Annotated in this window: 6 protein-coding genes; all 6 read right to left on the bottom strand. The window is 66.8% G+C overall.

Features of this window, described 5'->3' with window-relative positions; genetic code table 11:
* Positions 1 to 66: 66 nt before the first annotated feature.
* The 6 genes from BM43_RS14385 to BM43_RS14360 all read right to left on the bottom strand — a co-directional run bounded on the left by BM43_RS14385 (position 67) and on the right by BM43_RS14360 (position 14,191).
* Positions 67 to 9,750, bottom strand: coding sequence for an Ig-like domain-containing protein (locus BM43_RS14385; protein ID WP_036055112.1), 9,684 nt, complete (start codon positions 9,748 to 9,750; stop codon positions 67 to 69).
* A gap of 343 nt (positions 9,751 to 10,093) precedes the next feature.
* Positions 10,094 to 11,281 carry a tetratricopeptide repeat protein gene (locus BM43_RS14380; RefSeq protein ID WP_230676383.1) on the bottom strand — a complete coding sequence of 396 codons (1,188 nt, stop codon included), beginning with the start codon at positions 11,279 to 11,281 and terminating at the stop codon, positions 10,094 to 10,096.
* 219 nt (positions 11,282 to 11,500) lie between these two features.
* The gene (locus tag BM43_RS14375; RefSeq protein WP_052409106.1) at positions 11,501 to 12,070 is read right to left on the bottom strand and encodes a lytic transglycosylase domain-containing protein; all 570 of its coding nucleotides are present in this window, start codon (positions 12,068 to 12,070) and stop codon (positions 11,501 to 11,503) included.
* 122 nt (positions 12,071 to 12,192) lie between these two features.
* Positions 12,193 to 12,966: a TadE family protein gene (locus tag BM43_RS14370; protein WP_036055116.1), complete on the bottom strand. Its 774-nt coding sequence runs from the start codon at positions 12,964 to 12,966 to the stop codon at positions 12,193 to 12,195.
* Complete coding sequence (locus tag BM43_RS14365; protein ID WP_013688862.1) at positions 12,963 to 13,313, bottom strand: DUF192 domain-containing protein; 351 nt, start codon at positions 13,311 to 13,313, stop codon at positions 12,963 to 12,965. Before BM43_RS14365 ends, BM43_RS14370 begins: the two co-directional genes overlap by 4 nt.
* A complete protein-coding gene (locus BM43_RS14360) occupies positions 13,310 to 14,191 on the bottom strand; it encodes a type II secretion system F family protein (RefSeq protein WP_036055119.1) in 882 nt (293 codons plus the stop codon). Before BM43_RS14360 ends, BM43_RS14365 begins: the two co-directional genes overlap by 4 nt.
* Positions 14,192 to 14,205: the final 14 nt, after the last annotated feature.

Below are 14,205 nucleotides of genomic sequence, written 5' to 3'. Positions count from 1 at the left end.
GCAAAAAGACGCCCCGAGCATCCGAACCGGCTTGCGATTCGAACACTCGGGGCGTCGTGCCTCCGCTTACATCAGATGCGTGGTCACACCATGCTGGACCAGCAATTCAGCGTTCTGCGCGCTGTTTTCGTAGACCGTGTAGGCCACGCCGTCGACGGTGGTCGCGCCATGCTCGACCCAGGCATCGCCATCGCCGCCGGAGGTGCCGGACAAATCGACCGTGTCGTGGGCGCCGCCCTTCACCATCAGTTGCGTGCGGCCGTCGTCCATGAACAGGTCCTTGCCGCCGTGTTGCAGCACGTCGTCGAGCGACAGCTTCAGCGGGCTGCCCGCCGATGCGTCCAGGCCGATCGCGCCACCAACGGCCTGGGCTCCGTCTGCCGACAGCTTCGACAGATCGATCGCCCAGGCATCGCCGGCTTCGGGTTCGCCATGCGGCTCGGCGGACGGGGCCGCGTTTTCGGCCTGCCCGGAAACGCGTGCCTGGACTGCTGCCACCCCATCTTCGTGCGGCATCTCGCGCGGTGCCTCGTCGGCATGCGGCGTCGCGTTCGCGCTCTGCTGCGAATCGCTTCCCCCGACATGCGAGGCAAGATCGTGCTCGCCGCCGAACAGCGAATCGGCCGTGGCGGGCAAATCGACGGCATCCGACGAAGCGCTCGATTCGGGCTCGATAGTGATCGTCACCTTGCCCGAGCGGGCGCTGGGATTGCCGGCGGCATCGGTTGCCATCACCGAGAACACATGGAGCCCGTCGTCGAGTGCCTTGTCCGGGGTGAAGCGCCACTGCCCGCTCGCATCCGCGTAGGTGCTCCCCAGCACGCCCAGGTGCTCCGAGGTGATCGTGACCAGGGCGCCGCTCTCGGCCGAGCCGACGATCTGCGGGCGATGGTCGGTGGTGATCCCGCCTTGCTGGCCAATCGATCCGCTTTCGCCGCCGACGTTCTCGATCACGTCCGTGATGGTCGGCATGGCAGGCGCCACGGTATCGATCTCGAGCAGGTATGGCGCCGACGGCGCGCCGACATTGCCGGCCCGGTCCGTCAGTACCATCGTGATGCGATAGACACCGTCATCCAGGTCGTCGGCCGGCACGAGCGACCAGTCGCCATTTTCCGAAACACGGGTCGAACCCAGCAACATGCTGGTGCCCTCGAACTCGGCGTAAAGCATCACCACGCTACCCGCATCGGCCGTGCCGGTGAACATCGGGATCGTGTCGTCGGTCACGCCGATCTCGTGAATGTCACCGACGATCGGGCCGACGCTGTCCATCACCTGGGTGATGTGAGCCTCGCCCGGCGCGGCCGTGCTCACATGAACCCGATAGGCGGAACCGGCCTCGCTGACGTTGCCGGCGGCATCCTGCGCGGTTGCCGTGAAGACATGCTCGCCATCACCAAGACGGGCGGCTGGGGTAAAGCTCCACTGGCCGTTCGCGTCCGAAACGGTCGAGCCCAGCACGGTGTCGCCATCGCGAATCGTCACGATCGCACCCGCTTCCGCGTGGCCTGCCAGGCTTGGCGTGGTGTCGTCGGTGTACCCGCCGTCGGGCACCGGCGCCTGATTCGGGCCAACGTCGTCAGCCACCGATTCGATCGTCGGAGGCGACGGCGGCGTGATATCGACGACGATGTCGAACGGCTTGGTAGCCTCGCTTTCCCCGGACGCGCCCGTCGATGTCGCGGTGATGGAATGATGGCCCTCGGCGAGCGCGGCCTCGGGACGCCAGGACCACCGGCCATCCGCATCCGCCGTCGCCGAGCCCGCGAGTTCGCCATCCACGTAGACCTTGACCAGCGAGGCCGGCGTCGCCTTGCCCTTGATTTCCGGCTGCGTGTCGTCCGTGGCTTGCCCCGGCTGCAGGACACCCGTGATGGCGCCGGCATGATCGATCACCTGATCGATCGAAATGTCGACCTTGCCGCTTTCCACCGTGAAAGCGATCGATTCACTGCGTTCGCTGGTATTGCCGGCCGGGTCCGTCACCGTCGTCGACAGGCTGTGCGCGCCTTCCGCGAGCGGCTCCGTCAGACGGAAATTCCAGGTGCCATCGGACTGCACGAGAGTCGAACCGATCGCCTGGTCACCGTCGTAGATCGTCACGATCGCACCCGGCTCGGCCTTGCCGCGATAGGTCGGCGTGGCGTCGTCGGTAACGCCGCCGGCGACGATCGGCCCGGTCGCCGTGCCCACGCTGTCGATCAGCGACAGGTCGGTCGCGACAGCCGGCGGTGTGGTATCGACGACGATCGTGTATGCCCCCGTCTCGTCGCTCAGCTTGCCGTTCGACACCTCCGCAACGGCCGTGTAGCGGTGCTCGCCGTCGCTCAACGGCGTCTCGGGACGGAACGACCAGCGGCCATTCGCGTCGGCCTGGACCGTTCCGATCTCCTTGCCGTCCAGACGCACATGGACCAACTGCCCGGCGGGCGCCGTACCCATCACGGTCGGCCGTGTGTCGTTGGTCACGCCCGATTGCTCGACATGGCCGACATGCGGTGCCACGGCATCGAAGACGCCCGAGATCGCCGGGGCAGTCGGCACGCCGCCTACCAGCACGGTGAAATCGAAGCCGTCGCTCGGCTCGCTCCGGTTCCCGGCCTTGTCGGTCGCCACCGCGCTCAGGTGATGATCGCCATCGACCAGCGGCGCATACGGCGCTTGCGGACGGAACGACCAGTTGCCGTCTGCATCGGCCCGTGCGCTGCCGATCAGCAGCTTCGCCCCCATCACGGTGTCGTAGATCAACACCACGCTGTCGCGCTCGGCCAGGCCTTTCACGAGCGGCTGGGCGTCGTCCGTCGTCTCGCCCTGCTGCAAGGGGCCAGTCACATCGCCGACGGCGTCGATCACCTCCGCGATGCTCGGCTGCCGCGGTGCCGAGGTGTCCAGCAGCATGACGAAGGCCTCGCTCGGCTCGCTCAGGTTGCCGGCGGGATCACGCGCGGTCACCGTGAAGCGATGCTCGCCGTCAGCCAGCGGCCGGCCCGGCGTGAACGACCAGTTGCCGTTCGTGTCCGCCAGGGTCGAGCCGATCGGCTGCCCGCCGTCGCTGATCACCACCAGGGCACCCGCTTCCGTGCGCCCGCTCAGGGACGGCGTGGCGTCGTCGGTGGCGCCGCCGTTCGCGATCAAGCCCTGCACGGCGCCCACGTCGTCGCGCACGGCATCGATGCTCGGACGATCCGGCGCGGTGATATCGACCGTCAGATCGAACGGAGCGGTCGGCGGGCTCACGACGCCGTTCGTGGTTGCCGTCGCCGTGATCCGGTGGTCCCCCTCGGCGAGCGGGTTCGGCAAGGTCAGGGACCAATGGCCCTTCTCGTCGGCCTGTACCGACCCGACGACCTGCTGGTCGACCAGCACCTTCACGATCGCGTTGGCGCCTGCCTTGCCGCGAATTTCCGGCTGCCGATCGTCGGTCGTCTGCCCCGGTTGCAGGGCGCCCTGCACCTCGCCGACATGGTCGACCACCTGGTCGATCGCGATCGGCACCTTGCTGGTATCCACGCTGAAGTTGATCGTCTTGCCATGACCGCTGACATTGCCCGCGCGATCGGTCACCGTCGTCGAGAGGCTGTGGGCGCCATCCGCCAACGGCTCGCTGACACGAAACCGCCAACTCCCGTCGCTCTTCACGATGGTCGAGCCGATGAGCTTGGCGCCGTCGTAGATCGACACGATCGCGCCGATTTCCGCGCGGCCGCTGTAGGTCGGCGTCGCATCGTCGGTGATGGTGCCGTTACCGATCGGCCCGTGCAGCACGCCGACATCGTCATACAGCACTTCGTTGAGGGACACGGACGGCGCGATGGTATCGATCAGGACAGGGTACGGGCCGGTCGACTCGCTGAGCTGGCCGTCGGCACCCTCCGCCCTGGCGCTGAACGTGTGCTCGCCGTCCCGCAGCGGCGCGGTCGGACGATAGGACCATTGGCCGGTGGACGTGGCGATCGCCGTGCCGACCTCCTTGCCGTCGATCGACACATGCACGATCTGCCCGGGCATGGCGGTGCCGTTGACGGTGGGCTGAGCGTCGTTGGTCGCGCCGTTCGGCTCGACATGGCCGATCTTCGGCTCGACCGCGTCGGTCACGCCCGTGATCGCCGGCGCGCTCGGCACGCCCTGCATCACCGTGATGCCATAGACCTCGCTCGCCGCGCTTTCGTTGCCGGCCGCATCCTGCGCCATCGCCTCGAACTGGTGATCGCCGTTCTTGAGCGGCGTGTCGGGCCGCAAGGTCCAATTGCCGTCCGCGTCGACCAAGGCCGAGCCCACGAAGGCGGTCGCGCCGTTGATCCGATCCTCGACAAACACGATGCTGCCCGGCTCCGCGGTGCCCTTCAGCGTCGGCCGCGTATCGTCGGTCGTTTCATTCCGGGCGATCGATCCGGTCACCGTGCCGACATCGTCGATCACGTCGAGGATCGACGGCGCCTCGGGGGCAGTCGTATCGACCTTGACGAGATACGGCTCGGAAACTGCGCCCTCGGCGCCTTGCGCATCTTTCGACTGCGCGGTCAGCGTGTGCTCACCCTCGGACAGGGGGTGATCCTGGTCCGGCGTGAAACGCCAGTTTCCGAAGGAATCGGCCACGGTCGTGCCCAGCCGTTCGCCGTTGTCGAAGATCGTCACGGTCGAACCTGGCACGGCGGTACCGTGCAAGGTGGGGCGCGTGTCGTTGGTATCGCCGCCATTCGACACGGAACCCGTTTGCGGCTCCTTCGTGTCGATCACGTCGGTGATCACGGTCAATTCCACCAGCGAGGTATCGATCTTCAGTTCGAACGGCGCGCTCGCCTGGCTCTCGTTGCCGGCCATGTCGCGCGCCGTCACCGTGAAGCTGTGGTCGCCATCCCTCAGCGCAACCGCCGGCGTGAACGACCACTGGCCGTGGCTGTCGGCGAAGGTCGAACCGATCGCCACGCCGCCGTCATGGATCATCACGAGCGCGTTTGCCTCGGCCGTGCCCTTCAGCGTCGGCGTCGTATCGTCGGTCGCACCATGGTTTTCGATCGGTCCCTTCGACGAGCCCACGTCATCGTATGCCGACTCGATCACAGGCTGACCGGGCGGCGTGATGTCCACATTCAGCATGAACGGCTTGGTCTGCCCGCTTTCCGTACCGTCCGTGGTCGAACTCGCCGTGATCGCGTGTTCGCCTTCGGACAGCGCATCCGGCAGCTTCAGCGACCAGTTGCCATTGGCATCCGCCTGCGTCGAGCCGGCCGCCTCTCCATCCACATACACCTTCACCAGCGAATTCGCGCGCGCCTTGCCCATCACTTCCGGTTGCCGGTCGTCGGTCGGCTGGCCGGACTGCAAGGCGCCCTGCGACACACCCACATGGTCGACCACCTGGGTGATCGTGATCGCCAGCTGGCTGGTGTCCACCGTGAATTCATGCGCTTCGCCATGCGCGCTGCTGTTGCCGGCCCGGTCCGTCACCGTCGTCGACAGACGATGCGGGCCGTCCGCCAGCGCCTGCGGGAAACGGAAGGTCCAGTTGCCGTCCTCGCCCGCCACGGTCGAACCGATCACCTTGCCGCCGTCGTGGATCGTCACGGTCGCTCCCGCTTCGGCACGGCCGGTATAGATCGGCGAGGCGTCGTCCGTCGTCGCGCCGTTGGCGATCGGCCCCGTCACGTCACCCACGCCGTCCATGAGGGTCTCGCTCGTGGAGGCCGCCGGCGCGGTCACATCCACCTCGATCACGTAGCTTCCCGTCTCCGGGCTCTTGCCACCGCTCGCGTCTTCGGCGATCGCATGAAAAGCGTGTTCGCCCTCGCTCAGCGGCGATTCCGGCCGATACGACCAGCGGCCGTTCTCACCCACGATCGCCGTGCCGAGCGCCTGGCCATCCAGGTACAGATGCACGATCTCGCCGGCCTTCGCCGTGCCGCTCACGGTGGGCCGCGGATCGTTCGTCACGCCTCCCGGCGCGATATTGCCGACCTGGGGCTCGACGCCATCGAACACGCCCGTGATAGCCGGCACGCTCGGCACGCTCCCCACCTGCAGGACGAAGCCGAACCCGTCGCTCGGCTCGCTTTCATTGCCAGCCGCATCGCGCGCGAGCACCTGCAAGGCATGCTCACCCTCGGGCAACGGCGAGGCCGGCCGGAACGTCCAGTTGCCGTCGGCATCGACGCGCGCGCTGCCGAGCAGCACCTGCCTGCCGAATACCGTGTCGTAGACCATCACAAGGCTGTTCGACTCGGCCTGGCCCTTCAGTACCGGTTGCGCGTCGTCCGTGACGTCGTTCGGCTTGAGCAAGCCCGTTTCCTCGCCCACCTGGTCGTGCACTTCCGTGATCGACGGTTTGCCTGGCGCGGTGGTATCGACGTTCAGTTCGTAAGGCCTGGACAGTTCGCTTTTCGCTCCGGACAAGTCCTTCGATTGAGCCGTCAGGACATGCCGCCCTTCGGACAGCAGGTGCTGCCGATCCGGCGTGAAGCTCCAATTGCCTGACGCATCGGTCGTGGTCGAGCCCAGCACGGCGCCGTTGTCGAGAATCGTCACGGTCGAGGCCGGCTTGGCCGTCCCCTGCAACGTCGGACTGGTGTCGTTGGTATCACCGCCGTCGGGCACGGAGCCCGTCTGCGGCGCCTGATCGTCCAGCGCGCCGGTGATCACGACGCGCCCGGGGCCCGAGGTATCGATGTTCACCGCATAGATGTCGCTCGCCACGCTCTCGTTGCCGGCCGCGTCGCGCGCCGTGGCCGTGAAACCGTGCTCGCCGTCGGACAGGCTCACCGGGGGCGTGAAGGACCAGTGGCCGTTGTTGTCGGCAAAGGTCGAGCCGATCGCCGTGCCGCCATCATGGATTGTCACCAGCGCGTTCGCCTCGGCCGTGCCTTTCAGCGTCGGCGTCGTGTCGTCCGTCACGCCGTGGTTCTCGACCGGGGTCTGCACGGCCCCGACGTCGTCCTGCACCGATTCGATCGCCGGCTGCGCCGGCGGCGTGATGTCCACATTCAGCGTGAACGGCTTGGTCTGTTCGCTTTCCGTGCCTTCCGTGGTCGAACTCGCCGTGATCGCATGCTTGCCTTCGGACAGCGCGTCTGGCAGCTTCAGCGACCAGTTGCCGTTGGCGTCCGCCTGCGCCGAGCCGGCCGCCTCTCCATCCACATACACCTTCACCAGCGAATTCGCGCGCGCCTTGCCCATCACCTCCGGCTGCCGGTCGTCGGTCGGCTGGCCGGACTGCAAGGCGCCCTGCGACACACCCACATGGTCGACCACCTGGGTGATCGTGATCGCCAACTGGCTGGTGTCCACCGTGAATTCATGCGCTTCGCCATGCGCGCTGCTGTTGCCGGCCCGGTCCGTCACCGTCGTCGACAGGCGATGCGGGCCGTCCGCCAGCGCCTGCGGGAAACGGAAGGTCCAGTTGCCGTCCTCGCCCGCCACGGTCGAACCGATCACCTTGCCGCCGTCGTGGATCGTCACGGTCGCTCCCGCTTCGGCACGGCCGGTATAGATCAGCGAGGCGTCGTCCGTCGTCGCGCCGTTGGTGATCGGCCCCGTCACGTCACCCACGCCATCCATCAGGACCTCGTTCATCGAGGCGGCGGGCGGCGTGGTGTCGACCACGATCGGGTATTCACCGGTCTGCGAGGTCCCGCCGCCGTTGGGCGCCGGCGCGGATACCGCGAACATGTGCGAGCCGTCCGCGAGCGGAGCCTCGGGACGGTACGTCCAGCGGCCCAGTTCGTTCGCGGTCGTGCTGGCCACGTTCCTGCCGTCCATGAAGATCTGGACGATACTGCCCGCCGCCGCGGTACCGATCACGGTCGGCTGCGAATCGTTCGTCACGCCGAATTTCTCGACGTTGCCGACGTGAGGCTCGACCGCATCGAACACGCCGGTGATCGACGCCACGACCGGCACGCCGCCAACCTGCACGGTGAAGTCGAACCCGTCGCTGACCTCGCTTTCATTGCCGGCCGCATCGCGCGCGATCATGGTCAGCCGATGGTCGCCCTCCGGCAACGGCGACGAGGGCTGAAACGCCCAGTTGCCGTCGGCATCGGCCACCACGCTGCCGAGCAGTACCTGCTTGCCGAATACCGTGTCGTAGATCAGCACGAGACTGCCGGCCTCGGCCGTGCCCTTCAACTCCGGCTGCGCGTCGTCCGTGATGTCGTGCGGATTCAGGGGGCCCGTCTCGGTCCCGACCTTGTCGATCACCTCGACGATCACCGGCGGGGCCGGCGGCGTCACATCGACCTCGAGGACGAAGGGCTCGCTGGGCACGCTGACGTTGCCCGCCTCGTCCTCCGCGCTCACCGTCAGCACATGCTCGCCCTCTGGCAGCGGCGCGCGCGGCGTGAAGCTCCAGGCGCCGCTGGAATCGGCGACGACCGATCCGATTCGGGTGTCTCCATCGTATATCGCCACGATCGAGCCGGCCTCGGCCCGCCCCGACAACACCGGCTTCGGATCATCGCTCACCGCATGATTCTCGAGCGCGCCCTGGATGGAGCCGACATGGTCGACCACCTGGAGTATCGTCGGCTGGCCCGGCGGCGTGGTGTCGACATCGACCGTGTAGGGCTTCGACATGCTGCTCTTGCGGCCCAGATGGTCCTGCGCCTGCGCGGTGAAACCGTGGCTGCCCTCACTCAGTTCGTCCGGCACGCGGAACGACCAGGTACCGCTCTCGCCGATCTTCACGCTGCCGATCGCCTCGGAACCCGCGTTGTCGTAAACGTAGACGATCGAACCGATCTTGCCTCGCCCCTCGATGGTCGGACGCGTATCGTTGGTTGCCTCGTTGCGGTTGACGATGCCGACGTGCGGATCGACGTCGTCGACCACGCGATCGATCAGTGGCCGGCTCGGCGGCGAGGTGTCGACCGTCATCGTGAACTGGGTGGGATCGCTCGCGTGGCCGAGCGGGTCGACCTCGATGATCGAGAACGTATAGGTGCCGCCGACCAGCGCGTCGTCGAGGGACAAGGACCAGTTGCCCTCGGCGTCGACGGTGGTACGGCCGAGCAGCTCGCTGCCGTTCCGGATTTCGATCGAGTCGCCGGGCGTGTGCCCTTGCCCCTTGAAGACCGGCGTGATGTCCTCGGTATAGCCGCCGTCCGGAATCGCCTTGAGTCGCGGGCCTTCGTCGTCGTAGACGCCGGTGAGCAGCGGCGCGGCCGGGCCGGCCTTCGTCTGAGGATGTTCGGTGGGCCGATCGTCGACGGCACTGTCCTTGCCGCGCGCGCTGTCGACCAGGCCGCCGGCGAGCACCGCCACCGGCACCGCGAAGGCCGCGCCGATGGCGCCGAGCGTGCCGAGACCGAGGGCACCCGCCCCCGGCGCGACCGCCATGGTGTCGGCGAAGCCGGGCAGCAGGCTCGATTGACTCAGCTCGACCGACGCGCCCGCATCCTCGGCAAGCGACGACAGGGCCGCGCCCGAATTCGCGTTCGACGACACCGCATATTCGTAGTACTGCCCCCCTTCCGCCTCGCCGACCAGCTGGGAGCCCGAGCCGTAGTAATTCTCGATGACGACTTGGGGCTGATCCGCGCTCGCGCCTTCCAGGCCGATATGCAGATCCTGGCCGACGCGCTTCACGGCCACCTGGCGCGGAGCCAGGCCGGTCGATTCGTCGATCAGCACGAACTTGCCGTTCGCCACCGCATCCAGGCTTGCCGGCGCACCCGCCACGCCCGGCTGCAATTCGATCGTTTGGGTAATGGTCTTGCCGCTGATTGCGGCGAGCTTGATGACATGATTACTCACGGTCAATTCCTTGATTGATTGTCGAACATCGACTGAATAACTCACAAACACAATTCCACTGGATATTGGATTTTTTATTTATGAATTCAGCGGCCTTCCCGTAAAAACGACAACAAATTCTCGATAGAAACGCCGTGTCTCAACAAGCTGACTCGTCAGAGCAGGAAAAATATCGACAACCCCTCTTCGCGCTTTCCGCAGCAATGCCGAATCGATGATTGATAGCCAACAAAATCGTAAGGAAACGGCTTAATCCGCCATTCTCAAGATTCAATCCATTTCTTATGAATGGTTATTGGCATGTTTTTATTATGAGATTTATGAAAAATTACCCTTGCCGATATCAGGCAATGATTGGCACGGAGACTGACAAGTCGCCTCTCTCGAAAGCCTCGATCAGGAAGAACGGCAACTCGAGAGACCATTGGCCATCGCGCACGATCGCGTCGTAACGAAACGATCCATTCGTGCCGTCATCGAGGGTCACCGTCTGCATGGCGCCGTCGGCAAGCGCACTGGGGCCGCCGACAGCGCGATAGCTCGCATTGCTGCCCACATGGAATTCGACGTCGCGCCAGCGCACCGGCGGATGCGCAGGAAAGGGGCGCGCATCGTGGAATCCGAACAGCTCGTCATGATTGAGCACGCTGTCGCGGATCGTCGGCCACAACACGGCGCGCAGGAAGTACTGGTCGGTGAACCTGCGCTCGTCCGGGCAACTGCGCACGAAGTCGGCCATCAGCGGCGCGATCGGCGGAAACACGCCGCGGCAGCCGGCCCACATGCCGGCCAGCAACAGCTCGGTATGCGTGAAGTAATCCCTCATGTGGTGGAACCAGCGTCCGCTGTCGAGCCAGGCCTCGATCGCGGCGGGCTCGCGTTCGGACAAGAGCGCGTCCGCGTCGCGGATCATGAAGCGCGCTACCGCCGGATCGTCGAGCACGAGAAAGCGCCACATCGTGCCCGGCATGGCCAGGCGTAGCGCGTCGTCCACCCGGATCAGCGTCGTGCCCGCCGCCTTCAGTCGGCTGCGGACATGATCCGGTACGGTGTCGTCGTGATAAACGCGGCAGGTCCATGCCGGAAACAGCTCACCGACGATCCGGGCGTTCATGACCAGCGTTTCGCAATAGCGCGGCTTCGCGCCGTACAGGCTGTAGGCGATCACGTTCCGCTCGGGCTGCCGGGCGTCGAAAGGCGTTGGCCGACCCGGCGGTACCGCCCACTGACGACGGACGGAGAAGCGCGCGTCGGCGGCCGCCAGCGAGCGATATCCGTAGCGGCGCAGTTCGTCGTGCTTGCCGAGCCACCCGCATGCTTCGGCGAGGCCGTCGATCCAGGTCGGCGCGAGTTGCTGCTGGCGCGCCGGTGCCAGCGCCTCGATGTCGCGATAGACACGATAGGCGTCTTCATGACGGCCTTCGCGCATCAGGCACAGTGCATAGTCGCCCAGCACGGTCGGGTTGCCGGGTGCCAGCGCCAACGCGCGCTCGGCCAACTGTCGCGCGGCGCGATAGCGGCCGGCGGCCATCGCGGCGCGAAATTCGCCGGCCAGCTCGCGCAGGCGCTTGCCGACCGCGCCGCCGGCGCGCGGCAGCGAAGCGCGACGCGGGTTGCCGTAAACGGGAAATCGTGAATTCATCTCAAGGCTCCGAAGAAGCGCCGGTGCGCCGATACGGCGCCTGGCAGGCAGGAAAGGCGAACGCCGCGGCAGCCACCGCCGCGACGGCGATCGGACATCAATGGACTATCAGGAGCCGCAACGGCCGGTGGACGCGGAACCCGCCCGCCACGCGGCCTCGCCGTCTCGCGCATAGCGCGCGTGAAGGCGGAGCACCTTCGCGACATAAGCCCGTGTCTCGTCGTAAGGTGGAATCCGTCCGCCATGGCGAGCGATGGCGCCCTCGCCGGCGTTGTACGCGGCCAGCGCGAGTTCGCGCGCGCGATAGCGTTGCAGCAGGCCACCGAGGAAACGGGCGCCGGCCAGGATGTTCTGCCTGGCATCGAACGGGTCGCTCAGGCCGTATTGCGCCCCCGTTGCGGGCATCAACTGCATCAGGCCGACCGCCCCCTTCGGGGAAATCACCCGAGGGTCGCCCGCCGATTCGGCATGAATGACGGCCAGCAGCAGCGCCGCGTCGAGCCCGCAGGCGCGCGCGATATCGCCGACCAGCGGCGCGAGCGCCATCACGCGCAAAGAGGTGTGAAGATCCCGAGCGGCATCCGGCAGCGGGTTTCCGGTATCGAACGTCAGCATCACGCCGCGCGTCGGCGCGCTTGCCGAGCGCGCGGCGTCGCGCATGCCGCCGACGATCATCATCACGCCGCCGGCCCCCGCTTCCCCGGCTCCGCATGCAAGCGAGGCGATCATCACGAGCCGGACAAGCCGCCGCCGGCAACCCTTCCCGACCGCCGCCGACCGAAGGCCGGCCCACCGCCGACTCATCGCTCCATGTCCTGCCCGCTCGCGCCGCGATAGGCGGACTGCATCCGCACGACGACCTCGGATTCCAGCGCGATTGGCCAGCGCCCCGTCACGCGCCCGTCCTCGAGCTTGCGTCGGCACAGGAAGTCGGGTTTGACGGGCGCGCCATAGGGATCGTGGTTCGCGTCGGCCGGCTCGGTGGCGGTCAGGCCGTCGAGCCCGACCGCGCCGATGCCGTTGATCGCGTAGTACACGACACGATTCACGAACGGCACGACCATCTCATGGCAGTAGTGCACGCGGATCTTCAGCAGGTTGGCATCCTGGATGTTGGCGCCCGACTCGCGACCGATATTGGTCTTGCGATAGCGCAGCAACTCGTTCGGAATCTCCCTCACGGTGCTGCGCGACTGCGCGTCGTAGCGCGTCTGCCCGAAATCGTCGAGCTGCGCGCGCGTCGGGTTGATGATGGCGATGCGGGCACGGTCGCGTACCGCCTGGTCGGCCCGCGCCAACGCGGCGCTCGCACCGGCTGCGTTCGCCTCGTACGCATAGAGGGGAGACAGGCCGCGAGCCAGGCCACGCTGCATCGCGTCGAGTTCGGCGTGATTGACGGCCCCTTCGCGAGCCGCCTCCAGCGTGGCCGAATCGAGCGTCGCCCGGGCCTGGAACAGCAAGGCGTATTGCAGCAGCCCGAAGCAGAAGAACAGCAGCACCGGCGCCACGATCACGAACTCGACGAGCGACTGGCCGCCCTGGCGAATGCGCGCGCCTGCGCGACGGGGCTTCATGTCAGGTCCCCCAGCACGATCGTCGCCCCCGGGCCGATTCGATGACGCGCGGCGGCACCGGCCGCCATCTCCAGCGTCCTGGCGCCACGCCAGTGCATCAGCACGCGCCATGCGCGCACCTCGCGATGCACGGCCAGGACGCGGCCCGCGCGATTCACGAACAGCACGTCGATCGGGAAACGCATCCCGAAGGTGTGCACGCTGGCGCAGCGCTCGAGCAACAGCGCCTCGTCCTCGGCTAGCGCGTCGCGCCCGAGCAGGCCTCGCAGCCGCTCGCGCGCCGATTCCGCCAGGGCCACGCGCACGCCGGTCGCCCGCCCGCTCACGAACAGCCGGCCATGCCTCACAGAAAACCTCCCTGCACGAAACGCATCGCGATCGGAAAACCGAGCACCACGAAGGTCACGGGAAAGATGAACATCATCAGGGGAAACACCAGCTTCACCGGCGCCTCCATCGCGAGCTTCTCGGCACGCTGGAAACGCTCTGCGCGCCGTTGTTCGGACTGGAAACGCAGCGTGCCGGCAAGCCCGGAACCCATGCGCTCGGCCTGGATCACGGCACCGACGAAGTTGGTGATTTCCTTGATGTCCTGCCGTTCGTCGAAACGGCGCAGCGCGTCGGCGCGGTTCAGGCCGGATTTCAGGTCGCGCAGCACATGTTCGAACTCGCTGCGCAGCGCGCCGTCCGGCCCTTTCTCGACCGCCTTCTGGATCGCGCCGTTGATGTTGAGCCCGGCCTCGACGGCCAGCGTCAGGAAGTCGAGATAGACCGGCAACTGCTTGCGGATCGCCACCACCCGGGCGCGTCGTACGTCGCGTACCCAGATACGGGGGTAGCTGTAGCCGAGCAGGGCGGCAATCGGCAGCACCAGCAGCGAAAAGCTGTCGAGCGCGAGCATAGCGAACACCGCGATCAAGCTCGCGATCGCGGCGGACAGGAAGCTCAGGGCAATGAACTGTCGTGCCGTCATCAGAAAGATCAGGTGCGTGAGCCGCAATTGAAGCTCGATCCGGGCGACATAGGCGGCGGAGAGGTGTTCGCCGATCCCGTGCTCGACGAGGTTGACCAACGGCCACACCAACCGCAGCCAGCGCGGCAGGGGATCGGAATAGGCGCGATCCTCCTTCGGTACCGCCCGCCGCAACTGCACGACCGAGCGCAGCAGCAGGCTCAGCACCAACACGGTGCCGAAGCCGACCAGCGTGGAGACCATGAAAATCATCGATACCCTCCCGA

The organism is Burkholderia gladioli (assembly GCF_000959725.1).
GTDB lineage: Bacteria > Pseudomonadota > Gammaproteobacteria > Burkholderiales > Burkholderiaceae > Burkholderia > Burkholderia gladioli.
This window is presented reverse-complemented; position numbering and strand designations above follow the sequence as displayed.

What these genes read in the sequence shown, in the direction of transcription:
- BM43_RS14375 (WP_052409106.1), bottom strand. Translation starts at nt 12,070, where the DNA reads ATGATGATCGTCGGCGGCATGCGCGACGCCGCGCGCTCGGCAAGCGCG.
- BM43_RS14360 (WP_036055119.1), bottom strand. Translation starts at nt 14,191, where the DNA reads ATGATTTTCATGGTCTCCACGCTGGTCGGCTTCGGCACCGTGTTGGTG.
- BM43_RS14370 (WP_036055116.1), bottom strand. Translation starts at nt 12,966, where the DNA reads ATGAAGCCCCGTCGCGCAGGCGCGCGCATTCGCCAGGGCGGCCAGTCG.
- BM43_RS14380 (WP_230676383.1), bottom strand. Translation starts at nt 11,281, where the DNA reads ATGGCCGCCGGCCGCTATCGCGCCGCGCGACAGTTGGCCGAGCGCGCG.